Annotated in this window: 14 protein-coding genes and 1 pseudogene; 12 read left to right on the top strand and 3 right to left on the bottom strand. The window is 61.7% G+C overall.

The window, feature by feature from the left end; translation table 11 throughout:
• Positions 1-284: 284 nt before the first annotated feature.
• Positions 285-2,504 (bottom strand): primosomal protein N', encoded by a 2,220-nt coding sequence (locus tag CIB54_RS05995; RefSeq protein ID WP_065950131.1) that lies wholly within the window; start codon positions 2,502-2,504, stop codon positions 285-287.
• A 213-nt stretch (positions 2,505-2,717) separates the two neighbouring features.
• Here CIB54_RS05995 and rpmE point away from each other — a divergent pair, with 213 nt between their 5' ends.
• The 3 genes from rpmE (at position 2,718) to CIB54_RS05980 (ending at position 5,225) form a co-directional block, all read left to right on the top strand.
• Entirely contained in the window at positions 2,718-2,954 is a 237-nt protein-coding gene (gene rpmE, locus CIB54_RS05990; protein ID WP_003237330.1) for a 50S ribosomal protein L31, read from the top strand.
• A gap of 14 nt (positions 2,955-2,968) precedes the next feature.
• Entirely contained in the window at positions 2,969-3,775 is an 807-nt protein-coding gene (locus CIB54_RS05985; protein ID WP_101219037.1) for a thermonuclease family protein, read from the top strand.
• 181 nt (positions 3,776-3,956) lie between these two features.
• Entirely contained in the window at positions 3,957-5,225 is a 1,269-nt protein-coding gene (locus tag CIB54_RS05980) for a malic enzyme-like NAD(P)-binding protein (RefSeq protein WP_065950133.1), read from the top strand.
• 425 nt (positions 5,226-5,650) lie between these two features.
• Here CIB54_RS05980 and CIB54_RS05975 read toward each other — a convergent pair whose 3' ends face one another.
• Positions 5,651-8,113: a penicillin-binding protein 1A gene (locus CIB54_RS05975; protein ID WP_371914489.1), complete on the bottom strand. Its 2,463-nt coding sequence runs from the start codon at positions 8,111-8,113 to the stop codon at positions 5,651-5,653.
• Positions 8,114-8,331: 218 nt separating this feature from the next.
• Between CIB54_RS05975 and pilM the strand changes: the two genes are divergently transcribed.
• The 9 genes and pseudogenes from pilM to CIB54_RS05925 all read left to right on the top strand — a co-directional run bounded on the left by pilM (position 8,332) and on the right by CIB54_RS05925 (position 21,571).
• Positions 8,332-8,988 (top strand): type IV pilus assembly protein PilM, encoded by a 657-nt coding sequence (gene pilM / locus CIB54_RS05970; protein WP_101219035.1) that lies wholly within the window; start codon positions 8,332-8,334, stop codon positions 8,986-8,988.
• Positions 8,985-9,536 (top strand): PilN domain-containing protein, encoded by a 552-nt coding sequence (locus CIB54_RS05965; RefSeq protein ID WP_065950136.1) that lies wholly within the window; start codon positions 8,985-8,987, stop codon positions 9,534-9,536. The genes pilM and CIB54_RS05965 overlap by 4 nt, the downstream gene beginning before the upstream one ends.
• The gene (locus tag CIB54_RS05960) at positions 9,533-10,504 is read left to right on the top strand and encodes a pilus assembly protein PilP (RefSeq protein WP_101219033.1); all 972 of its coding nucleotides are present in this window, start codon (positions 9,533-9,535) and stop codon (positions 10,502-10,504) included. The genes CIB54_RS05965 and CIB54_RS05960 overlap by 4 nt, the downstream gene beginning before the upstream one ends.
• Positions 10,505-10,651: 147 nt before the next feature.
• A pseudogene (locus CIB54_RS05955) lies at positions 10,652-11,899 on the top strand (type IV pilus secretin PilQ); the annotation flags it as partial.
• A gap of 4 nt (positions 11,900-11,903) precedes the next feature.
• Positions 11,904-12,422: a shikimate kinase AroK gene (gene aroK, locus CIB54_RS05950; protein WP_003171222.1), complete on the top strand. Its 519-nt coding sequence runs from the start codon at positions 11,904-11,906 to the stop codon at positions 12,420-12,422.
• Positions 12,423-12,546: 124 nt separating this feature from the next.
• Entirely contained in the window at positions 12,547-13,647 is a 1,101-nt protein-coding gene (gene aroB, locus CIB54_RS05945) for a 3-dehydroquinate synthase (RefSeq protein ID WP_065950138.1), read from the top strand.
• 10 nt (positions 13,648-13,657) lie between these two features.
• Entirely contained in the window at positions 13,658-15,232 is a 1,575-nt protein-coding gene (locus tag CIB54_RS05940) for an SPOR domain-containing protein (protein WP_101219031.1), read from the top strand.
• Between the two features lie 351 nt (positions 15,233-15,583).
• Positions 15,584-20,029: a glutamate synthase large subunit gene (gene gltB, locus CIB54_RS05930; RefSeq protein WP_101219027.1), complete on the top strand. Its 4,446-nt coding sequence runs from the start codon at positions 15,584-15,586 to the stop codon at positions 20,027-20,029.
• A gap of 123 nt (positions 20,030-20,152) precedes the next feature.
• Complete coding sequence (locus CIB54_RS05925; RefSeq protein ID WP_065950141.1) at positions 20,153-21,571, top strand: FAD-dependent oxidoreductase; 1,419 nt, start codon at positions 20,153-20,155, stop codon at positions 21,569-21,571.
• A gap of 62 nt (positions 21,572-21,633) precedes the next feature.
• Here the strand turns inward: CIB54_RS05925 and CIB54_RS05920 are convergent, their stop codons facing one another.
• Positions 21,634-24,723, bottom strand: coding sequence for a multidrug efflux RND transporter permease subunit (locus CIB54_RS05920; protein ID WP_101219025.1), 3,090 nt, complete (start codon positions 24,721-24,723; stop codon positions 21,634-21,636).
• Positions 24,724-24,725 lie beyond the last annotated feature (2 nt).

Here is a 24,725-nt window from a genome sequence, read left to right as displayed (position 1 = left end):
CGCCGCAATGGGCCATCCATGGCCCAGTGCGGCTAACCCGGCGTCCTGCCGGGTTACCCACGGATTCAAGCCTGCGTTCGGCCAGCGTGGTTTAACGGGGCGCCTGAGATCAAAAGCAGATCAAGATCAAGGGCGACTCGCTTCGCATCGTGGTTACCGACTCGCGTTGCATCGTGGTTACGGTTGAGCGCTGCAGCGTTTTGTAGATACCTATGCTCATCGCGGGCTCGCCCACTCCCACATTTACGGTGTTTATATTTCAAAATGTGTGAGCTGGCTGGCTATCAATACAAATCGACCGGGTCTACATCCAGTGACCATCGCACCTGCCGGCCGCTGGGCATTTGCTCCAGGGCCAGCAACCAGCTGCTCAATAGCCGATGCAGCGGCGCGCGGGACGTTGCCTGCAAGAGTAGCTGAGCGCGATACCGTCCGGCGCGGCGTTCCATGGGCGCGGGCACCGGGCCGAGCAATTCGATGCCGCTCAGACCCAGCTCTACCCGTAAACGTTCAGCGGCGCTGCAGGCTTCGTCCAGAAAGCTCTCGGCCTGGCCCGGTTTATGTGCCTCGGCGCGCAGCAGCGCCAGGTGCGCAAACGGCGGCAGCCCGGCGGCGCGGCGCTCGCTCAACGCCTGTTCGGCAAAGGCAAAGTAACCTTGCTCGGTCAGTTGAATCAGCAGCGGGTGGTCGGCCAGGTGCGTCTGGATAATCACTCGGCCCGGCTCTTCGGCACGCCCTGCGCGGCCGGCGACCTGCACGATCAGCTGCGCCATGCGCTCGCTGGCGCGAAAGTCGCCGGAGAATAAACCACCGTCGGCATCCAGGATCGACACCAGGGTCACCCGTGGAAAGTGATGCCCTTTGGCAAGCATCTGCGTGCCGACCAGGATGCACGGCTGGCCTTTCTGGATGGTGGCGAACAATTGGTTCATCGCGTCTTTGCGCGACGTACTGTCGCGGTCCACCCGCAGCACCGGGTAATCCGGGAACAGAATGCCCAGGCGCTCTTCGGCGCGCTCGGTGCCCGCACCGACCGGGCGCAGGTCGACCTTGCCGCATTGTGGGCAGTGGCGGGGCACGGGCTCCACATGGCCGCAGTGGTGGCAGCGCAGTTCGCCGTAGCGCTGATGCACGGTCATGCGCGCATCGCAGCGCTCGCATTCGGACATCCAGCCACAGTCGTGGCACAGCAGCGTCGGCGCAAAACCGCGGCGGTTGAGGAATACCAGGACTTGCTGGCCGGCGGCGAGGGTCTGACCGATGGCTTGCTGCATCGGGCCGGAAATACCGCTGTCCAGCGGTCGGCTTTTTACATCCAGGCGCAGGAAACGCGGTTGCTTGGCGCCACCTGCACGCTCATTCAGGCGTAGCAGGCCATAACGACCGGTGTAGGCGTTATGCAGGCTTTCCAGCGATGGCGTGGCCGAACCGAGCACAATCGGGATGTCTTCCTGGCGCGCGCGCACCAGGGCCAGGTCGCGGGCGTGGTAGCGCAGGCCTTCCTGTTGTTTATACGAGCCGTCGTGCTCTTCGTCGACGATGATCAGGCCCGGATTTTTCATTGGGGTGAACAGCGCCGAGCGCGTGCCGATAATAATGTCGGCTTCGCCGTCCCGCGCCGCCAGCCATGACTCCAGGCGCTCACGGTCGTTGACCGCCGAGTGCACCAGGGCGATGCGGGCGTTGAAACGCTGTTCGAAACGCGCCAGGGTTTGCGGGCCGAGGTTGATCTCGGGGATCAGCACCAGCGCCTGTTTGCCGGCTTGCAAGGTTTCGCGGATCAACTGCAAATACACTTCGGTCTTGCCGCTGCCGGTGACGCCGGCCAGCAGGAACGCGTGGAAACTGTCGAACCCGGCGCGGATCGCTTCATAGGCGGCGCGTTGTTCGGGGTTCAGCGGCAGCTCCGGCTGGGCCAGCCAGTGTTCATGGCGCGGGTCGGGGGCGTGCTTGCGGATTTCCACCTGCACCAGGCCTTTGGCGAGCAACAGGTCGAGGCTGTCCTTGCTCAGCATCAGCTTGCTCAACAGCTGATGGGCGACGCCATGGGGGTGCTGCGCCAGGGTGGCCAGGGCTTCACGCTGGCGCGGCGCGCGGGCGATGCGCGGGTCGTCCAGGCGCGCGCCGGGCACCATTGACCAGAAACGTTCCTGGCGCGCTTCGGCCAGTTCGCCCTGGCGCAGCAGCACCGGCAGCGCCCAGCTCAAGGTATCGCCCAGGCTGTGCTGGTAATACTGCGCGGTCCACAGGCACAGCTTGAACAGCGCGGGCGGCAGCGGTGCGGTGGCGTCGAGGAGGGCGATGGCCGGCTTGAGCTTTTCGGCGGGCACTTCGCTGTGGTCGGTGACTTCCACCAGGATGCCGATCATCTCCCTGCGCCCGAACGGCACGCGCACGCGCATGCCGGGCTCCAACTGCGCACGCGGCACACCCGCCGGCGCCCGGTAATCGAACAGGCGGCGCAGGGGCGAGGGCAGGGCGAGGCGCAAAATGGCGTCGGGCACGCGGAGGGTCTCATCTAGGCAGGTGGTGGCGCAGGGGCGGGAGCCTAGCAGACAGGGGAGGGCTTGGGTATGCCGTGGTTTTCTGATGAAAGGCGGTTTTCAGGCGGATGTGCGGCTTGCGTGATTGAAAAGGTCTGTTAGAATTCGCGGCCTAATTACGTGCGGTATTCGACAATAGTGTCGAGTGGCGGCACGCTAGCCCGAGGAAGTGCCATGAAAGCCGATATCCATCCAGCGTACGAAACCATCGAAGTCACCTGCAGCTGCGGCAACAAGTTCGAAACCCGTTCGAACCTGTGCAAGCCACTGGGTACTGACGTATGCAACGAGTGCCACCCGTTCTACACCGGTAAGCAGAAGACTCTGGACACCGGCGGCCGTGTACAGCGCTTCGCAGATCGCTTTGGTGCTTTCGGCAAGAAGCCTGCTGCTGCTACTCCGGCAGAGTAAGGCTCAAAAGCCTTATGGGCTTTTGCCAGCTGTTGAAAAAGGCGTCCCTTGCGGGCGCCTTTTTTGTGCCTGGGATTTGGCTTTCTGCCGCCCAGGCCCAGGTGTTCTGCCCCGCGCCAGCTTCGGTGGCCCCTGTGCACGTGCAGCGCGTAGTGGATGGCGACACTGTGCGCCTCAAGGATGGCCGCAGCGTTCGGATGATCGGTATCAACGCGCCGGAGACCGGTAAGAAGGGTCGCTCCGGCGAGCCGTTTGCGGTTGCCGCCCACCAGCGTTTGCAGGCTTTGGTCAATGCCAGTGACGGGCATCTCGGGCTGGTGCCGGGGCGCGAGGGTAAAGATCGCTACGGGCGAACTCTTGCCCACCTGTATGGCGCTGACGGCAACAACCTTGAGGCACAGTTGCTGGCTGAGGGCCTGGGGTTTCAGGTGGGCGTCGCGCCCAATGTCGCGCTGGTCGCCTGTCAGCAGGCTGCTGAAAACAGTGCGCGTAACGCGCGGTTGGGGCTCTGGCGGCAATCGCCGGTACAAAGCGTGACGCAACTCAAGCGGTCCGGTTTCGCCCTGGTCAGCGGACGGGTCAGCAAGGTCGAACGCAATCGCGGTGGAGTCTGGATTGAGTTGCCGGGCTCACTGGTATTACGCATTGCACCCGACCGGGTCCGTCTATTCGATGCTGCCATGCTCAATGGTCTGCAAGGCAAGACAATCGAGGCGCGTGGCTGGGTGCAGGACCGCTCCAGGCGCGGCGGGTTGAAAAAACCTCAGGCACGTTGGCTGTTGCCGCTCACCGATCCGAGCATGCTCGGATCGACGCCATAATAAAAAATTGTAGACATTTTTTAATGCGATTGTGAACAGTCAAGCCCTTGTATCCCGTGGCTTTAGACTAAAGTACGCCGCTGCAGGGCCTTGACACCTGTGACTGACCAGTCTTGTAGGGGCTTTGCGACACGCGTATCCTCGGCGGTCCGTCGACCAACAGTAAAAGCGGAATGCCGATATGTCTGATTTGAAAACTGCCGCTCTCGAATATCATGCCAATCCTCGTCCAGGAAAGCTGAGTGTAGAGCTCACCAAAGCCACTGCCACCGCCCGTGACCTGTCGCTGGCCTACAGCCCTGGCGTTGCCGAGCCCGTACGTGAAATCGCCCGCGACCCCGAGCTGGCGTACAAGTACACCGGCAAGGGCAACCTGGTTGCAGTGATTTCTGATGGCACCGCGATCCTGGGCCTGGGTAACCTCGGCCCATTGGCGTCCAAGCCGGTCATGGAAGGCAAGGGCGTGCTGTTCAAGCGCTTTGCTGGAATCGACGTTTTCGACATAGAAGTCGACTCCGAAAGCCCGCAGGCTTTCATCGACACCGTCAAACGCATTTCCATCACCTTCGGTGGCATCAACCTGGAAGACATCAAGGCACCCGAGTGCTTCGAGATCGAAAAGGCCCTGATCGAACAGTGTGACATCCCGGTATTCCACGATGACCAGCACGGCACCGCGATTGTTACCGCGGCCGGCATGATCAACGCCCTGGAAATCGCCGGCAAAACCCTGGGCGAGGCGAAGATCGTCTGCCTGGGCGCCGGCGCTGCGGCCATTTCCTGCATGAAGCTGATCATCAGCATGGGCGCCAGGCTGGAAAACATCTACATGGTCGACAGCAAGGGCGTGATCCAGTCCGAGCGTACCGACCTGAACCAGTACAAGGCGATGTTCGCCCACCCGTCCTCCAAGCGCACCCTGGCTGACGCCCTCGACGGTGCTGACGTGTTCGTCGGCCTGTCCGGCCCGAACCTGCTGAGCGCCGAAGGCCTGAAGTCGATGGCGCCGAACCCTATCGTGTTCGCCTGCTCCAACCCGGACCCGGAAATCTCGCCTGAGCTGGCGCACGCCACCCGCAGCGACGTGATCATGGCCACCGGCCGTTCGGACTACCCGAACCAGGTCAACAACGTGCTGGGTTTCCCCTTCATCTTCCGCGGTGCCCTGGACGTTCGCGCCAAGCGCATCAACGAAGAAATGAAAGTAGCGGCCGCCAACGCCCTGCGTGAACTGGCCAAGCTGCCGGTGCCGCAGGATGTCTGCGACGCCTACGGTGGCGCCAAGCTGGAATTCGGTCGTGAGTACATCATCCCGAAACCTATGGACAAGCGCCTGATCACCCTGATCTCCGATGCCGTGGCCAAGGCTGCAATCGAGACCGGCGTGGCAACCCTGCCGTATCCGAAGAACTACCCGCTGCAAAGCGTGGATGATGTGTTCAACGGCTAAGCTGTTGTAGCGCACCCACAAAAAGCCCCGGCTCTCGCGAGTCGGGGCTTTTTGTTGGGTGGCAATAATCTCGAGGTTGGCGAAGGCCCAAATGTGGAAGGGGGCTTGCCCCCGATGGCGGTGTACCAGTCAACACATGCATTGGCTGTCAGCCAGTAATCGGGGGCAAGCCCCCTCCCACATTGAAGCGGTGTTGCGGCCAGGATTGGGTTAGAAGAGATGGATCGGCACGTCTTCATCATCCGAAGAACTATCCGCTCAAAAGCGTTGTGCCTGGCGTTTTAGTTGAGCCTTGTGGACATCTGAATGTGGGAGTGGGCTTGCCCCCGATGGCGGTGTATCAGCCACCAGATTCATTGGCTGAAAGTCCACAATCGGGGGCAAGCCCCCTCCCACATTGGAACTGTGTTGTGCCCAAGAACGGGTCAGAACAAATCGATCGGCGCGCCTTCGTCCGCCGGCAGCGGGCTGCCCGGTACAGCTCCGTTGCCCAGCTCGTTGACCGACGGCGGGGTGTCTTCGCTCTTGAACAGTTCGAAGTAGGCGTTCGGCGTGCTTGGCGAGGCCGCGCGGCCACTGACCGGGTCGATGCGCAGGCTGAGGATGCCTTCCGGTTCCGGCTGGGTGTGCAGCGGCTTGTCCTTCAATGCCGCGCCCATGTAACTCATCCAGATCGGCAGCGCCACGGTCCCGCCGAATTCGCGACGACCCAGGCTTTCCGGCTGGTCGTAACCAGTCCATACCGTGGTCACGTAGTCACCGTTGTAGCCGGAGAACCAGGCATCCTTGGATTCGTTGGTGGTACCGGTCTTGCCCGCGATGTCCGCACGGCCCAGGGCCAATGCACGCCGACCGGTACCCTTCTTGATCACGTCTTGCAGGATGCTGTTGAGGATATAGGTGGTGCGGCCATCCACGATGCGTTCAGCCACCGCCGGTGCCTGTGGCTCGCCCGGAGCTTGAGCGTTTGCGGCAGGCGTCGTACCGGGCGTCGGCTCAATGGTGATGCCGCCGTTGCTCGGCGCGGCGAGACCATCGGTTGCCGCCACGCCATTGACCACATCGCCGGGTACCCGTGGCGGGTTGGCGGTGAACAGTGTGTCGCCATTGCGGCTTTCGATCTTGTCGATCAGGTACGGCGAGATCTTGTAGCCGCCGTTGGCAAAGGTGCTCCAGCCGGTGGCAATTTCCATCGGCGTGAGGGTTGCGGTGCCCAGGGCCAGGGACAGGTTCGGCGGCAGGTCAGACTTGGCGAAGCCAAACCGGGTCATGTAGTCGATGGTCTTGCCCACGCCCATCGCCTGCAGCAGGCGGATCGACACCAGGTTGCGCGACTTGTACAGCGCCTCGCGAATGCGGATCGGGCCGAGGAAGGTGTTGGTGTCGTTCTTCGGACGCCAGACCTTGTCCAGGTACTCATCGACGAACACGATCGGTGCATCGTTGACCAGGCTGGCCGCGGTATAGCCGTTATCCAGTGCAGCGCTGTAGACGAACGGCTTGAAGCTCGAGCCCGGCTGGCGCTTGGCCTGGGTGGCGCGGTTGTAGTTGCTCTGCTCGAAGGCGAAGCCGCCAACCAGGGCGCGGATCGCACCATTTTGCGGGTCGAGGGACACCAGGGCGCCCTGGGCGACCGGTACCTGGCTGAATTTCAGGCTGTCATCCGCCTGGCGTTGCACGCGGATCAAATCACCCACTTGTGCCACATCGGACGGCTGCTTGGGCATCGGGCCCATGCTGTTGGTATTGAGGAATGGACGGGCCCATTTCATGCTGTCCCACGCCACATGCGCTTCGCCGGTGCGGGTCAGTACTTGCACGCCATCTTTCTTGACCTGGGTGACGATGGCCGGCTCCAGGCCGCTGATCGAGCGTTGTTTGCCCAGCTCGGTGGTCCAGGCGCTCAGGGTCTTGCCCGGCAGGCGCGATTCAGGGCCGCGATAACCGTGGCGCTGGTCATAGGTGATCAGGCCATCGTGCAGCGAATGATTGGCAATTTCCTGCAAGTTGCTTGGAACGGTGGTGGTCACGCGGAAACCTTCGGTGTAGGCCTCGCTGCCATACCGGCCAACCATTTCCGCACGGGCCATTTCGGCGATATAGGGCGCATTCACTTCCGGCGTCGGCACGTGATAGCTGGCGTTCAACGGTTCGGCCACGGCACTTTCGTACGCCGTCTGGTCGATCTTTCCGAGCTTGTACATGCGCCCCAGGATCCAGTCGCGACGCTCCTTGCTGCGCGCCGGGTTGGCCAACGGGTTGAAGCGCGACGGCGCCTTGGGCAGGCCGGCAATCATCGCCATTTGCGCAAGGCTGGCATCACGAATCGACTTGCCGTAGTACACCTGGGATGCCGCTTCGATGCCGTAGGCACGGTTGCCCAGGTAAATCTTGTTGACGTACAGCTCGAGGATTTCGTCCTTGGTCAACTGGCGCTCGATCTGCAGCGCCAGCAGGATCTCGGTGGCTTTGCGCGAAAAACTGCGCTCGCTGGTGAGGAAGAAGTTCTTCGCCACCTGCATGGTGATGGTGCTGCCGCCGGATTGAATGTGTCCGCTTTTTACCAGTTGCGTGGCTGCACGTACCAGGCTGCTGGGGTCGACGCCGTAGTGATTGGCGAAATTATCGTCTTCAGCCGAAAGTAACGCGTTGATGAAATTGGGCGGAATGTCGGCGAAACGGATCGGTGTACGGCGCATTTCGCCGAACTCCGCGATCAGTTTTTCATCGCTGCTGTAAACCCGCAAAGGAATCTGCAACTGGATACTTCTGAGGGCCTCTACCGACGGCAAACCCGGACTAAGGTAGAGGTAGGCCCCGCTGAGTACGAGCAGCAGCCCGCAGACGATCGCGACAATGGAGTACCCGAAAAACTTCAGCAGACGAATCAAGGCTTTTGGATTTCCAGAGAAAAGAAAGAGTTACGCGTCGGGGCATGCATGGCGAACGATGGATCGACCCGGGCAGCAGATAAAAAGCGGGAAAAAACGCTGGGCATTAAAGCATTTTCGCCTCCGGGCGTCATTCGTACGGCTCAAACAAGTCGACCGAATGCACTGCCCGGAGGCAATCAGGCGGTAAGACAGGCAAAGCTTTAGGGAGTTTTATGGGAAAGGGATTTTTCAGGCGAAAACACCACAGCGTTCTCGGCGTTGACATCAATGACCGAGGTATCAAGCTGATCGAGCTGGGCCGTTCGGCGCAGGGTTTCAGCATTCAAGGCTATGTGACACAGGGATTGCCGGCGCATGCGGTGGTCGATGGCACCGTGCTCGACCTCGAAGGCGCAGGGCGGGCGCTGCATCAGGCATTATCGCGGCTGCACAGCCGCGCCAGGCACGCAGCCGTGGCTGTGTCGGGCTCGTCGGTGATTACGCGGGTGATCGAAATGGACGCAGGCCTCAACGATGAACAAAGGGCCTGGCAGATACACATGGAGGCCGACCAGTACATTCCTTATCCTCTGGATGAAGTCGCCATCGATTTTCAGGTACGCGGCCCGTCGTCCCAGGGAGCGGGGCGGGTCGAGGTATTGTTGGCCGCATGTCTGCGCGAACAGGTCGAGGCGCGCGAGGCGGTCCTGGGCCTGGCCGGGCTGGTGACGCGGGTGGTGGATGTCGAAGCATTTGCATTGGAGCGCGCTTGCCGTCAGGATTTTGCCAGCTTCACGCCGGGTCATCGAGTCGATGGCGCACAATGGGCCGCCGATGCCCAAGGGATGGGAGTGGCTTGCGGGTTGGCCCTGAGGAGTTTCGCTGGATGACACGAATCAATCTTTTGCCTTGGCGCCAGCTGCTGGCAGAACGGCGCCGCAAGTATTTGCTGGTACTTCTACTGGCGTTTGCCTGCCTGGCGCTCGCGGCGGTGTGGCTGGCCGACCAAGTGATCGACCAGGCGATAGACCGGCAGGTAACCCGCAACGTCCGCCTGGACGGCAATGTCGCCGTGCATGACTCGCGGATCAAGACCATCGACGACCTGCAGGAACGAAGCCAGCAATTGGCGCAGCGCATGAAGGTGATGCAGGACCTGCACGACGCTCGCTCTTCCGGCGCTCGGCTGTTCGATCAGTTGGCGCGCACGATGCCCGATGGCGTTCACCTGCATGAGGTGGTAGCCAATGGCGATACCGTCAGCATCCGCGGCAGTGCAGACAGCAACCAGGACATCGCCCAGTTGATGCGTCGGTTGGAGGCGTCGCAAGGCGGCCATTCCGCGCGGCTCGAGCGTGTTCAGGCAGAAGGTGAGCGCGGCGCTCATCAGTTTCAGTTGATGGTGCGCCAGGGGGAAACCATCGAGGCGCAACCATGAGCCTGCCCGGGCTCGACTTTTCCGCACTCACCTACAACGCTGCAAAATGGCCCTGGCCTGGAAAGGTCCTGCTTGGCTGCACGCTGGGTGGCCTGGTGCTGGTGATAGCCGAGGTGTCATACCTGGGCGCTTCGCGAGAGCGATTGCACGGGTTAGAGGCGCGGGAACAGGTGCTGCGCGAGCAGCTTGAAGAGCAAGCCGGTGTGGCCGCAGACCTTGAGGCGTCCACCGAGCACGTCAGGACGATGGAAGACACCGTCGCGGACCTTCAACGGCAACTGTCCGGTGATGCCGCAGTGCCGGCCTTGCTTGAAGACATCGCTCGGCTGGCGATTGCCAACGGCGTGTGGGTCGAAAGCGTTGCGGTGTTGGATGAGGCGTCGCAGCCGTTCCATGTCGAACAGCCCTTGAAGGTTGGCCTTACAGGGGCTTATCACGACCTGGCGGCGTTCGTCAGCGCCCTGGGTGGTTTGCAGCGCGTTGTCACGGTGCATGACCTGGCGTTGCGGTCGCAAGGGGCTTCGTTGCGTCTGGAACTGCTGATCAAGGCCTATCGAGGTGCCGTTCAAGGGGGCAACGCATTACGGGCGGTCGTCCCGGCCCCGCGCTTTGTTTATGACTCGGCATCCCTGCGCGACCCGTTTCAACTCACGGCCCTGCAACCGCATCACCCGCCTGGGCGGCCCGCCCCTGCTCCGGATCTCACGCGGCCCCGCGGGCTGCTGGAGGGCATCGCAATCGACCAGTTCGCCATGGTCGGTACGCTGTCGGGCGGCGGGCAAGCCTTCGCATTGCTGCGTGCCGGATCAACGGTGCATCGGCTGGCGGTCGGCGACTACCTCGGGCCGGATCATGGTCAGGTCACGTCCATCCAGGACGGCCATGTGGAACTGGTCGAGCGCTTTCCCGATGAACGGGGCCTTTGGCTGGAACGCTTGCGAACGCTGGTGCTGGACGTCAACTCATAACGGAATCAACCAATGAAAAGGATTTTCTCGCCCTTCGGCGTGGCGCTATGGATAGCGTTCACGGTGCCGCTGGCTGCTGCTGTACCCAATCGCGTCGACCTTATCCACCTGCCTGCGCCCGAAAGCGCGTCATCGGCCGGCTATACGGGCGACACACTGAACCTTAATTTCCAGAACATCGATTTGCGCGCGGCATTGCAGCAAATTGCCGATGTCGCCGGCCTCAACCTGGTGGCCAGTGACGAGGTGCAGGGTTCGATCACCCTGCGGCTCAAGGACGTGCCCTGGGACCAGGCGCTGGACCTGGTGTTGCAAGCCAAGGGGTTGGACAAGCGGGTGAAGGCCGGGGTCTTGCTGGTGGCCCCCGCCGACGAATTGGCCGCACGCGAACTGCTGACGCTGGAGGCGCGCAAGCAGATGGCCGAGCTGGCGCCGTTGCGCCGGGAATTGCTGCAGGTCAATTATGCCAAGGCGGCAGACCTGGCCAAGCTGTTCCAGTCCGTGAGCGGCTTTGAGGGCACGACCGACGAGCGCGGCTCGGTGGCGGTGGACGACCGCACCAACAACATCATCGTCTACCAGACCGCAGAGCGGCTGGAAGAGCTGCGGCGGATCGTGGCGCAGTTGGACGTCCCGGTGCGCCAGGTGATGATCGAGGCGCGCATTGTCGAGGCCAATGTCGATTACGACAAAAGCCTGGGGGTGCGCTGGGGCGGGCGGCTCAATCGCGGCAATTGGGGCGCCGGCGGTATTGCCAGGCCTGTGGCGGATGACGCGCAGCCACCGCAGGATCCACCCAGTTCACCCTTTGTGGACCTGGGTTCGCTGACCGGCACCTCGGGCCTGGGGCTGGCCTTTATCACCGACAACCTGCTGCTGGACCTTGAGCTGACCGCCATGGAAAAGTCCGGCAACGGCGAAATCGTCTCACAGCCCAAGGTGGTCACCTCGGACAAGGAAACCGCGCGCATCCTCAAGGGCACCGAGATTCCCTATCAGGAATCCACGTCCCGGGGCGCCACCTCGGTGTCGTTCAAGGAGGCTTCGCTGTCGTTGGAGGTCACGCCGCAGATCACCCCCGACGATTATGTGATCATGGAGGTCAAAGTCACCAAGGACGAACCCGACTATTTGAACAAACTCAACGACGTGCCGCCGATCAAGAAAAACGAGGTCAATGCCAAGGTCCTGGTCAAGGATGGCGAGACCATTGTCATCGGCGGGGTTTTCTCCAATACCCAGAGCAAAGTGCTAGATAAAGTGCCATTTTTGGGCGATGTGCCGTATCTTGGCCGCCTTTTCCGGCGCGATGTGCGGGCGGAGAAAAAATCCGAGCTGCTGGTATTCCTGACTCCGCGTATCATGAATAACCAGGCGATTGCTGTGAGTCGTTGATTCTGTGCGAAATTTGATTCTTGTAGGGCCGATGGGGGCTGGAAAAAGCACCATCGGCCGTTTGCTGGCCAAAGAGCTGCGCCTGCCGTTCAAAGATTCCGATAAGGAGATTGAATTGCGCACGGGTGCCAATATCCCATGGATCTTCGATAAGGAAGGCGAACTGGGCTTTCGCGACCGCGAGCAGGCAATGATTGCCGAGCTGTGCGGCTGCGATGGCGTGGTATTGGCCACCGGCGGAGGCGCAGTGATGCGTGATGAGAATCGCCGCGCCCTGCATGCCGGTGGCCGGGTGGTGTACCTGCATGCCTCGGTCGAGCAGCAGGTGGGCCGCACCGCCCGTGATCGCAATCGCCCATTATTGCGCACGGCCAACCCGGAAAAGACCCTGCGGGACCTGCTTGCGCTGCGCGATCCGCTGTATCGGGAAATCGCCGACCTGGTGGTGGAAACCGATGAACGGCCGCCCCGAATGGTGGTGCTCGACATTCTTGAGCGCCTGCAACGGCTACCACCCCGTTAAAGCCTGGCCGCAAATGCGCTATTCTCGGCGGCGCGCCATGACCTCGCGGGGTATGGCGCAGAGCCATCAGGCAACGCCTATCCAGGCGTTACCGGTTGTCAAAATATCTTCAACGCGGGGACACATGCAGACACTTAAGGTCGATCTAGGCGAGCGCAGCTACCCGATCCATATTGGCGAAGGTCTGTTGGACCTGCCCGAGCTGCTCGCACCGCATATTGCCGGTCGGCAAGTGGCGATCATCTCCAACGAAACGGTGGCGCCGCTGTATCTGGAGCGTCTGAGCCGCAGCCTGGCGGCGTACTCGGTGATCTCCGTGATCCTGCCCGACGGTGAAGCCCACAAGAACTGGGAAACCCTGCAGCTGATCTTCGATGGCCTGCTGAGCGCACGGCATGACCGCCGCACCACCGTGGTCGCCCTGGGCGGCGGTGTGATCGGCGACATGGCTGGCTTCGCGGCCGCCTGCTACCAGCGTGGCGTGGACTTTATCCAGGTGCCGACCACGCTGCTGTCCCAGGTTGATTCGTCGGTGGGCGGCAAGACCGGCATCAACCATCCGCTGGGCAAGAACATGGTCGGCGCGTTCTATCAGCCGCAGGCCGTGCTGATCGACACTGCGACCCTCAACACCCTGCCACCGCGCGAGCTGTCGGCGGGGCTGGCGGAAGTCATCAAGTACGGGCTGATCTGCGACGAGCCCTTCCTGACCTGGCTGGAAGCACACATGGACGCCCTGCGCGCCCTCGACCAGGTGGCACTCACCGAGGCAATTTCCCGCTCCTGCGCGGCCAAGGCGCTGGTGGTGAATGCCGACGAACGGGAATCCGGGGTACGGGCTACCCTGAACCTGGGCCATACCTTCGGCCATGCGATCGAAACCCACATGGGCTATGGTGTGTGGCTGCATGGGGAAGCCGTGGCGGCTGGCACCGTGATGGCATTGGAGATGTCGCAGCGCCTGGGCTGGATCAGCGCCCAAGAGCGTGATCGCGGGATCCGTCTGTTCCAGCGCGCCGGTTTGCCGGTGATTCCGCCGCCTGAAATGACCGAGGCGGATTTCCTGGAGCACATGGCAATAGACAAGAAAGTGATCGACGGTCGGCTGCGGCTGGTGCTGTTGCGCCACATGGGCGAAGCGGTGGTGACCGACGATTATCCGAAAGAGATTTTACAGGCCACGCTGGGAGCGGATTACCGCGCCCTGGCCCAGCTTAAAGGTTAATAAGATCCCGATGACTAGTTTGCATGCCGACGAGGCGTTCCTCGGCCATTATCACTTGAGCCACGACCCTTTCGCTCCACGGGTGCCTGGTTTCAAATTCTTCCCCGCCCAGCGCAAGCCGGTACTGGGGCAATTGCACCACCTCGCGCGCTACAGCCAGTTGCTGCTGGTGGTCACGGGGCCGTTGGGCAGCGGCAAGACGTTGCTGCGCCAGGCGCTGGTCGCCAGCACCAACAAGCAATCGGTGCAGAGCGTCGTCGTCTCGGCCCGTGGCGCCGGTGATGCGGCCGGCGTGTTGCGCCAGGTGGCGCAGGCGTTGGACGTAGCCAACGCTGAGCCGAACGCGATCCTCAAGCAGGTGGTGCAACTGGGCCTGACCGGCCAGGAAGTCTATCTGCTGGTGGATGACGCCGAGCAACTCGACGAGTCCGCCCTGGAAGCGTTGCTGGCGCTGGCGGCGGGTACGCCGGAAGGTCGTCCCCATGTGTTCCTGTTCGGTGAGTCGTCGCTGATCGCCGATCTGGAACAGATCAGCGGTGATCAGGAGCTGTTTCACGTCATCGAATTGCAGCCGTACGAAGAAGAAGAGACCCGCGAATACCTGGCTCAGCGCCTCGAAGGTGCAGGGGCCGGTATCGAACTTTTCTCCGCTGCGCAGATCTCTGATATTCACGAAAGCTCCGATGGCTGGCCTGGCAATATCAATCAGGTTGCCCGCGATGCAATGATCGAAGCCATGATTGCCAGCCGCTCTGCGGTCAAGCGTCCAAAGATGGGGTTCACTATGCCTAAGAAGCACGTATTGGCTATTTCCGCCGTTGTCGTGGTCGCCGTTGCCGCCGCCTGGTTGATTCCAGGCCGCAGCAAGGCCCCGGCCACCGCCGGCGCGCCAACCGAACAGGCGCAGTTGCCACTGGGCAAGCCCACGCCAAATGTCGAGTTCGCCAATTCCGGCCAACCGACCAACCTGCCGATGGTCGGCCAACCTGTCATGCGCGGCCCGTTGGCCGAGGAAGCCGGTGGCATCTCCGAAGGCGACGATGGCGTGCCGGTGGAAGGCTCCAGCGCCACGCCGCCGACCGTTACCACCACCGCGCCACCTGCGGGCGTCCCTGCCGGCACGCCAGCGGCGCCGGTTGCACCGGTTGCTCCAGCCGCTCCAGTTGCCAAGCCGACGCCTGCGCCGACGGTTGCCACGGCCAAGCCTGCGCCGGTCGCCAAACCTGCTCCTGCCCCAGCGCCAGCGGCCAAGCCTGCTGAAAAACCTGCCGCCACCGTCGCCAAGGCCGGCGCCGCCGGCAGCAGCTGGTACAGCAGCCAGCCCACCGGCAACTTCGTGGTGCAGATCCTTGGCACCAGCTCCGAGGCCAACGCCCAGGCGTTCGTCAAGGAGCAGGGCGGCCAGTATCGTTATTTCAAGAAAGTGCTCAACGGCAAGCCTCTCTACGTGATCACCTACGGCAGCTTCCCAAGCCGCGCCGCAGCCGATTCTGCCATCAAAGCCTTGCCAGCGAAGGTTCAGGCTGGTAAACCTTGGCCTCGCACTGTCGCCAGCGTTCAACAAGAACTCGCGACAACTCGCTGAAGATCCGGCGGCCTTACCCAGGCCGCCCTCCCGGCACCTCAAAAAATCCGCAAGTGCGTGCTGCCCTTACAGGCCGCGCGCTTTGTGGTGTCTGCGTCACGGTAGCTTTTGAGTCGTAGCGGTCAGAATTAAAAAAGTTTTGACTAGCACAGCATATCGCTTTAAACCTTTCATAAATGCGACATAGATTTGCGACATTTCGTCGCTAAATTTGTGAGCGTCTGTGTCGGTGTGTACAATGACCTCCCTTTTGCCCCCGCTAAGCCGGCGTACGTTCGGCGTGGAAGGTAACCGGTTGAATTGAAAAGAAATTTGCCTCGATAAAAGAGGCAGCCTGGTGAGAAAGTGTCTATGAAAGCAGGTCTGTACCAACCCGATGAATTCAAGGATAACTGCGGTTTCGGCCTGATAGCCCACATGCAGGGCGAGCCCAGTCATACCCTCTTGCAAACGGCCATCGAGGCCCTGACCTGCATGACCCACCGCGGTGGGATCAACGCCGACGGCAAGACCGGTGACGGTTGCGGCTTGCTGATTCAAAAGCCCGACCAGTTCCTGCGCGCTGTCGCCAAAGAGCATTTTGCCGTCGACCTGCCCAAGCAATACGCCGTGGGCATGGTGTTCTTCAACCAGGACCCGGTCAAAGCCCAAGCGGCTCGCGAGAACATGAACCGCGAGATCGTCGCCGCCGGCCTGCAGCTGATCGGCTGGCGCAAAGTGCCGATCGACACCAGCGTGCTCGGCCGCCTGGCAAACGAGCGCCTGCCGCAGATCGAACAGGTGTTCATCGCAGGCGACGGCCTGAGCGACCAGGACATGGCGATCAAGCTGTTCACCTCGCGTCGTCGTTCGTCGGTGCTCAACGCCGCCGACACCGACCATTACATCTGCAGCTTTTCCCACAAGACCATCATTTACAAAGGCCTGATGATGCCGGCGGACCTCACCGCCTTCTATCCGGACCTGAGCGATGAGCGCCTGCAGACCGCAATCTGCGTGTTCCACCAGCGCTTCTCCACCAACACCCTGCCGAAATGGCCGCTGGCCCAGCCGTTCCGCTTCCTTGCCCACAACGGCGAGATCAACACCATCACCGGCAACCGCAACTGGGCCGTGGCCCGTCGCACCAAGTTCGCCAACGATCTGATGGACCTCGAAGAGCTCGGCCCGCTGGTCAACCGCGTGGGTTCGGACTCCTCCAGCATGGACAACATGCTCGAACTGATGGTCACCGGCGGCATCGACCTGTTCCGTGGCGTGCGCATGATCATTCCGCCTGCGTGGCAGAACGTCGAGACCATGGACCCGGACTTGCGGGCGTTCTACGAATACAACTCGATGCACATGGAGCCGTGGGACGGCCCGGCCGGCGTGGTCATGACCGACGGCCGCTACGCGGTGTGCCTGCTCGACCGTAACGGTCTGCGCCCGGCACGTTGGGTCACCACGACCAACGGCTTTATCACCCTGGCCTCGGAAATCGGCGTGTGGGACTACAAGCCTGAAGACGTCATCGCCAAAGGCCGTGTCGGCCCTGGCCAGATCCTCGCCGTGGACACCGAAACCGGGCAGATCCTCGACACCGACGCCATCGACAACCGCCTGAAGTCGCGTCACCCGTACAAGCAATGGCTGCGCAAGAACGCCCTGCGCATCCAGGCGACCATGGAAGACAACGACCACGGTTCGGCTTTCTACGACGTCGATCAGCTCAAGCAATACATGAAGATGTACCAGGTCACGTTCGAAGAGCGCGACCAGGTCCTGCGCCCGCTCGGTGAGCAAGGCTATGAGGCCGTCGGCTCCATGGGCGACGACACGCCGATGGCCGTGCTGTCCCAGCGCGTGCGCACGCCATACGACTACTTCCGCCAGCAGTTCGCCCAGGTGACCAACCCACCGATCGACCCGCTGCGCGAAGCCATCGTGATGTCGCTGGAAGTGTGCCTCGGTGCCGAGCGCAACATCTTCCAGGAGTCGCCGGAGCATGCGTCCCGTGTGATCCTCAGCTCGCCGGTGGTTTCCCCGGCCAAGTGGCGCTCGCTGATGACCCTGGAACGTCCAGGTTTCGACCGCCAGATCATCGACCTGAACTACGACGAGAGCCTCGGCCTTGAAGCCGCTGTGCGCAACGTCGCCGACCAGGCCGAAGAAGCCGTGCGCGCCGGTCGTACCCAGATCGTGCTGACCGACCGTCATATTGCGCCAGGCAAGCTGCCGATCCACGCTTCGCTGGCCACCGGTGCTGTGCATCACCGCCTGACCGAAAAAGGCCTGCGCTGCGACTCCAACATCCTCGTCGAGACCGCCACTGCGCGCGACCCGCACCATTTCGCGGTGTTGATCGGTTTCGGCGCGTCGGCGGTTTATCCGTTCCTCGCGTACGAAGTGCTGGGCGACCTGATCCGTACCGGTGAAGTGCTGGGCGACCTCTACGAGGTGTTCAAGAACTATCGCAAGGGCATCACCAAAGGCCTGCTGAAGATCCTGTCGAAGATGGGCATTTCCACAGTGACCTCGTATCGCGGCGCTCAGTTGTTCGAAGCCATCGGCCTGTCCGAAGAAGTCTGTGAGTTGAGCTTCCGTGGCGTGCCGAGCCGCATCAAGGGCGCGCGTTTCGTCGATATCGAAGCCGAACAGAAAGCGCTCGCGGCTGAAGCCTGGAGCGCGCGCAAGCCGATCCAGCAAGGCGGCCTGCTCAAATTCGTACACGGTGGCGAATACCACGCCTACAACCCGGACGTGGTCAGCACCCTGCAAGCCGCCGTGCAGCAGGGCGACTACGCCAAGTTCAAGGAATACACCGCGTTGGTGGATAACCGCCCGGTGTCGATGATCCGCGACCTGTTCAAGGTGAAAACCCTGGACACACCGCTGGCCATCAGTGAAATCGAGCCGCTGGAGTCGATCCTCAAACGCTTCGACTCCGCTGGTATTTCCCTGGGCGCCTTGTCGCCTGAGGCTCACGAAGCCCTGGCCGAAGCCATGAACCGCCTGGGCGCGCGTTCCAACTCCGGCGAAGGCGGCGAAGACCCGGCGCGCTACGGCACGCTCAAGAGCTCGAAAATCAAGCAGGTGGCAACCGGCCGGTTCGGTGTGACCCCGGAATACCTGGTCAACGCCGAAGTGCTGCAGATCAAGGTGGCCCAGGGCGCCAAGCCCGGTGAAGGCGGCCAGCTGCCAGGCGGCAAGGTCAACGGTCTGATCGCCAAGCTGCGTTATGCCGTGCCGGGCGTGACGTTGATCTCGCCACCGCCGCACCACGACATCTACTCGATTGAAGACCTGTCGCAGCTGATTTTCGACCTCAAGCAAGTCAACCCGCAGGCGCTGGTCTCGGTGAAACTGGTGGCGGAAGCCGGCGTCGGCACCATCGCGGCCGGTGTGGCCAAGGCCTATGCCGACCTGATCACCATCTCCGGCTACGACGGCGGCACCGGTGCTTCGCCGTTGACCTCGATCAAGTACGCCGGTGCGCCGTGGGAGCTGGGCCTGGCCGAAACCCACCAGACCCTGCGCGGCAACGACCTGCGCGGCAAAGTGCGGGTACAGACCGACGGCGGCCTGAAAACCGGCCTCGACGTGATCAAGGCCGCGATCCTCGGCGCCGAAAGCTTCGGCTTCGGTACTGCGCCGATGATTGCCCTGGGCTGCAAATACCTGCGCATCTGCCACCTGAACAACTGCGCGACCGGCGTGGCCACTCAGAACGAAAAGCTGCGCAAGGATCACTACATCGGCACCGTCGACATGGTGGTGAATTTCTTCACCTACGTCGCCGAAGAAACCCGTGAGTGGCTGGCCAGGCTGGGCGTGCGTTCGCTGCAAGAGCTGATCGGTCGCACCGACCTGCTCGAAGTGCTCGAAGGCCAGACCGCCAAGCAACAACATTTGGACCTGACGCCGCTGTTGGGCAGCGATCACATCCCGGCAGACAAGCCACAATTCTGCCAAGTGGACCGCAACCCACCGTTCGACAAAGGCCTATTGGCCGAGAAGATGGTCGAGATGGCCGGTTCCTCGATCAATGATGCCAGCGGTGGCGAGTTCGCCCTGGACATCTGCAATTGCGACCGTTCCATCGGCGCGCGCATCTCCGGTGAAATCGCGCGCAAGCACGGCAACCAGGGCATGGCGAAAGCGCCGATCACCTTCCGCTTCAAGGGCACCGCTGGCCAGAGTTTTGGTGTGTGGAACGCTGGCGGCCTGCACATGTATCTCGATGGCGACGCCAACGACTACGTGGGCAAGGGCATGACCGGCGGCAAGCTGGTGATCGTTCCGCCTGAAGGCAGCGTCTACAAGACCCAGGACAGTGCCATCATCGGCAACACCTGCCTGTACGGCGCCACCGGTGGCAAGCTGTTCGCCGCCGGCACCGCCGGTGAGCGTTTCGCCGTGCGTAACTCCGGGGCCCACACGGTGGTGGAAGGCACCGGCGATCACTGCTGCGAGTACATGACCGGGGGCTTTGTCGCGGTACTGGGCAAGACCGGTTACAACTTCGGTTCGGGGATGACCGGCGGTTTCGCCTACGTGCTCGACCAGGACAACACCTTCGTCGACAAGGTCAACCACGAGTTGGTCGAGATCCAGCGGATCAGCGGCGAAGCCATGGAATCCTACCGGAACCACTTGCAGCACGTGCTGGACGAGTACGTCGAGGAGACCGGCAGCGAATGGGGTCGCAACCTCGCCGAAAACCTCGATGATTACCTGCGTCGTTTCTGGCTGGTCAAGCCCAAGGCGGCGAGTTTGAAGTCCCTGCTATCCAGCACGCTTGCGAGTCCGCAATGATGACGCTGCTGCAAGTAGCAAGCTTCAAGCCGCAAGCCAGGAGCAGTGCGCGGTGTGCCGGTTCAATCGATTTCTTGCAGCTTGAAGCTTGTAGCTCACAGCTGTCGTGTACGAGGTTTTAACATGGCTGAACGTCTGAATAACGACTTCCAGTTCATCGATGTCGGGCGCAAAGATCCGAAGAAGAAACTGTTGCGTCAACGCAAGAAAGAGTTCGTGGAGATCTACGAACCGTTCAAACCCCAGCACTCGGCCGAGCAGGCCCACCGCTGCCTGGGTTGCGGTAACCCGTATTGCGAATGGAAGTGCCCGGTGCACAACTTCATTCCCAACTGGCTCAAGTTGGTGGCCGAGGGCAACATCCTCGCCGCCGCCGAGCTGTCGCACCAGACCAACACCCTGCCGGAAGTCTGCGGCAGGGTGTGCCCGCAGGACCGTCTGTGCGAGGGTGCGTGCACCCTCAACGACGGCTTCGGCGCGGTGACCATCGGTTCGGTGGAGAAGTACATCACCGACACCGCGTTCGCCATGGGCTGGCGCCCGGACATGTCCAAGGTCAAGCCGACCGGCAAGCGTGTTGCCATTATCGGCGCAGGCCCGGCGGGCCTGGGTTGCGCCGACGTGCTGGTACGTGGCGGCGTGACGCCGGTGGTGTTCGACAAGAACCCGGAAATCGGCGGCCTGCTGACCTTCGGTATCCCCGAGTTCAAGCTGGAAAAAACCGTGCTGAGTCACCGTCGTGAAGTGTTCACCGGCATGGGTATCGAGTTTCGCCTCAATACCGAAATCGGCAAAGACATCACCATGGAACAGCTGCTCGCCGAATACGATGCCGTGTTCATGGGCATGGGCACCTACACCTACATGAAGGGCGGCTTTGCCGGTGAGGATCTGCCGGGTGTGTACGACGCGCTGGATTTCCTGATCGCCAACGTCAACCGCAACCTGGGCTTTGAAAAGTCGCCGGAAGACTTCGTCGACATGAAAGGCAAGAAGGTCGTGGTGCTCGGCGGTGGCGACACCGCGATGGACTGCAACCGCACCTCGATCCGCCAGGGCGCCAAGTCGGTGACCTGTGCGTACCGTCGTGACGAAGCCAACATGCCCGGTTCGCGCAAAGAGGTGAAGAACGCCAAGGAAGAAGGCGTGAAATTCCTCTACAACCGCCAGCCGATCGCGATCGTCGGTGAAGACCGCGTCGAAGGCGTGAAGGTGGTCGAGACCCGTCTCGGCGAACCGGATGCCCGTGGCCGTCGCAGCCCCGAGCCGATCCCGGGTTCCGAAGAGATCATTGCGGCCGACGCCGTGGTGATCGCTTTCGGTTTCCGCCCAAGCCCGGCGCCGTGGTTCGAGCAGTTCGAAATCCAGACCGACAGCCAGGGCCGTGTCGTCGCCCCGGAACAAGGCCAGTACAAGCACCAGACCAGCAACCCGAAAATCTTCGCCGGTGGCGATATGGTTCGTGGCTCTGACCTGGTGGTCACCGCGATCTTCGAAGGGCGCAATGCCGCTGAAGGGATCCTGGATTACCTGGGCGTCTAAGCACGGCTGAGCAACACACAAAAGCGGGCTTGCTCTTGACGGACAAGCCCGCTTTTTACGTTTCAGCGACGGCGGGTTCTCACTCGCTTCATCACTTCCACAAAAAACACCGGTACAAACACCACTGCCAACGTCGCGGTGATCATCCCGCCGATCACGCCCGTACCGATGGCCTGTTGGCTTTCCGAGCTGGCACCGGTGGCAATGGCCAGCGGCACCACGCCAAGGATGAATGCCATGGAGGTCATCACAATCGGCCGTAACCGCTGCCGCGCGGCTTGCAGGGTGGCGTCGACCAGGTCGTGGCCTTCGTCGTGGAGGCTCTTGGCAAACTCGATGATCAAGATCGCGTTTTTCGCTGACAGGCCAATAATGGTGATCAATCCGACTTTGAAAAATACGTCGTTGGGCATCTCGCGCAAGGTCACCGCCAGCACGGCGCCGAGCACGCCCAAAGGCACCACCAGCAAGACGGATGTCGGGATCGACCAACTCTCGTACAGGGCCGCCAGACACAGAAACACCACCAGCAGCGACAAGCCGAACAGGATCGGCGCCTGGTTGCCCGACAAACGTTCCTGCAATGACAGCCCCGTCCATTCATGGCCCAGCCCGGCAGGCCCTTGCGCCACCAGGCGTTCGATTTCCGCCATGGCTGCGCCGGTGCTGTAGCCGGGCGCTGGTTCGCCGGAAATGCTGATCGACGGGTAGCCGTTGTAGCGGTTCAGTTGCGCCGGCCCTTTAATCCAATTGGCCTGTACAAAAGCCGACAGCGGTACCATTCGTCCCTCGTTGTTGCGTACGTGCATCTTCAGCAAGTCCTCCACCTGCCTGCGTTGCTCGCCTTCAGCCTGGACCACCACCCGTTGCATACGTCCCTGATTGGGGAAGTCATTGACATAGGCCGAACCGATGCTGGTGGACACGACGTTGCCGATATCGGCAAAGGCGACACCGAGGGCATTGGCATGTCGGCGATCGACTTCCAGTTTTACCTGGGGCGCTTCGGCCAGCGCGCTTTCGCGCACATTGATCAGGATCGGGCTGGCTTGAGCGGCTTCCAGCAAATCGCTGCGCGCCTGCATCAATGTCGCGTAGCCAAGACCGCCACGGTCTTGCAGGCGGAACTCAAACCCGCTGGAAGTGCCAAGACCGTCAATCGGCGCAGGCAGTACGACGAACACTTCGGCGCCCTTGATCTGGCTCGCCACCGCGTTCGCCCGTTCGGCGATGGCGGCCGCTGTGTCATGACTGCCCCGCTGCGACCAATCCTTGAGCACCGTGTAACCCAGCCCGGCATTCTGCCCGCTGCCGGAAAAGCTGAAACCGAGCACAAACGTGCTGTTGTCCACGCCTGGCTCGGTGGCGTTATGCGCTTCGATCTGCTTGATGACCTCGATCGTGCGGCTTTGGCTCGCCCCGGGAGGTAGTTGAATATCGGTGATCGTATAGCCCATGTCTTCGACCGGAAGAAACGAGGAGGGCAGACGATTGAAGCTCACCACCAGCATGATCAGCAGCGCGGCATAGATGAACAAATAGCGGCCACTGCGTTTCAACGCATGTGCGACCCAGCCCTGATAGCGCTCGGTCAGCTGTTCGAATCGGCGGTTGAACCCGGCGAAGAATCCGCGGGCCGTGTGATCACCCGGCGCAACGGGTTTCAGTAGCGTGGCGCACAGCGCCGGTGTGAGGGTCAGGGCCAGGAACGCCGAGAACAGAATGGATGCGGCCATAGTCAGGGAAAACTGCTGGTAAATGATCCCGACGGAACCTTGCATGAACGCCATCGGAATAAACACGGCCACCAGTACCAGGGTGATGCCAACAATGGCGCCGCCAATTTGTGTCATCGCCTTGCGCGTCGCGTCCTTGGGCGAGAGGCGCTCCTGGAGCATGATGCGCTCGACGTTCTCCACCACCACGATGGCGTCGTCCACCAGGATGCCGATGGAGAGCACCATGCCGAACATGGTCAGCACATTGATGGAGAACCCCAGCACCTGCATGAGTGCAAACGTGCCCATCAGGGCCACTGGTACAACCAATGTCGGAATCAATGTATAGCGGATGTTCTGCAAGAACAGGTACATCACGGCAAACACCAGTACCATCGCTTCGAGCAAGGTGTAAATCACTTTGGTGATCGAGACTTTGACGAAGGGCGAGGTGTCGTAGGCGATCTGGTATTTCATGTTTGCCGGAAAGTAGCGCGTCAACTCATCCATTTTCGCGCGCACCAGCGTCGCAGTGCTCAATGCGTTGCCGCCGGGTGTCAGTTGCACGCCCAATTCACTGGAGGACTGGCCGTTGAGCCGGGTGCCGAACTGGTATTCCTGGCTGCCGATCTCGACCCTGGCGACATCGCCTATGCGTACGCTGGCCCCATTGGGCTCGGCACGCAGCACAATATCGGCGAATGCTTCAGGGCTCGATAGTTGGCCTTCTACCAGAATGCTCGCGGTGATTTCCTGGCTGCCGGCAACCGGCAATTCGCCGAGGCTGCCGGCTGCTATCAGGGCGTTCTGCGCGACGATCGCGGCATTTACGTCAGCCACTGTCAGGTTGAAGGCGATCAGTTTTTGCGGGTCGACCCAAATACGCATGGCCCGCTCGGAGCCGAACATCTGCACCTTGCCGACGCCGTCCAAACGTTTGATCTCATTGACCACGTTACGCGCCAGGTAATCGCTGAGGGAAACGTTGTCGACGTCATCGCTGGTGCCAATCAGCGAGATAAACAGCAGGAACCCCGTGGAAACTTTCTCCACGCGCAAGCCCTGTTCTATCACCGCTTGCGGCAGGCGTGACTCGATGACCTTCAAGCGATTGAGCACGTCGACTTGTGCCAGCTCAGGGTTAGTGCCGGGTTTGAAGGTCGCGGTGATCGTGGCCGAACCTTGGCTGCTGCGCGATTCGAAGTACAGCAGGTGATCAGCCCCGCTGAGCTCTTCTTCGATCAGGCTGACGACACTTTGGTCCATGGCCTGCGCCGAAGCGCCGGGGTAGTTGGCGACGACTTCGATTTTAGGCGGCGCGATGTTGGGGTATTGCGCCACGGGCAACTGCGAAATCGCCAACACACCGGCCAGCACGATAAACAGGGCAATCACCCAAGCGAACACTGGGCGGTCGATAAAGAACTGCGGCATAA

The sequence above is a fragment of the Pseudomonas fluorescens genome, from assembly GCF_002837185.1.
GTDB lineage: Bacteria > Pseudomonadota > Gammaproteobacteria > Pseudomonadales > Pseudomonadaceae > Aquipseudomonas > Aquipseudomonas fluorescens_AM.
Note: the sequence above shows the minus strand (reverse complement) of the source record. Positions and strands in the feature narration are given on the sequence as shown.

Bases quoted from the DNA above. Each gene is read 5' to 3' on its own strand.
- CIB54_RS05925 (WP_065950141.1), top strand. From the start codon at position 20,153: ATGGCTGAACGTCTGAATAACGACTTCCAGTTCATCGATGTCGGGCGC.
- CIB54_RS05960 (WP_101219033.1), top strand. From the start codon at position 9,533: ATGAGCCTGCCCGGGCTCGACTTTTCCGCACTCACCTACAACGCTGCA.
- aroB (WP_065950138.1), top strand. From the start codon at position 12,547: ATGCAGACACTTAAGGTCGATCTAGGCGAGCGCAGCTACCCGATCCAT.
- CIB54_RS05985 (WP_101219037.1), top strand. From the start codon at position 2,969: ATGGGCTTTTGCCAGCTGTTGAAAAAGGCGTCCCTTGCGGGCGCCTTT.
- CIB54_RS05965 (WP_065950136.1), top strand. From the start codon at position 8,985: ATGACACGAATCAATCTTTTGCCTTGGCGCCAGCTGCTGGCAGAACGG.
- CIB54_RS05980 (WP_065950133.1), top strand. From the start codon at position 3,957: ATGTCTGATTTGAAAACTGCCGCTCTCGAATATCATGCCAATCCTCGT.
- gltB (WP_101219027.1), top strand. From the start codon at position 15,584: ATGAAAGCAGGTCTGTACCAACCCGATGAATTCAAGGATAACTGCGGT.
- rpmE (WP_003237330.1), top strand. From the start codon at position 2,718: ATGAAAGCCGATATCCATCCAGCGTACGAAACCATCGAAGTCACCTGC.
- pilM (WP_101219035.1), top strand. From the start codon at position 8,332: ATGGGAAAGGGATTTTTCAGGCGAAAACACCACAGCGTTCTCGGCGTT.
- CIB54_RS05920 (WP_101219025.1), bottom strand. From the start codon at position 24,723: ATGCCGCAGTTCTTTATCGACCGCCCAGTGTTCGCTTGGGTGATTGCC.
- CIB54_RS05940 (WP_101219031.1), top strand. From the start codon at position 13,658: ATGACTAGTTTGCATGCCGACGAGGCGTTCCTCGGCCATTATCACTTG.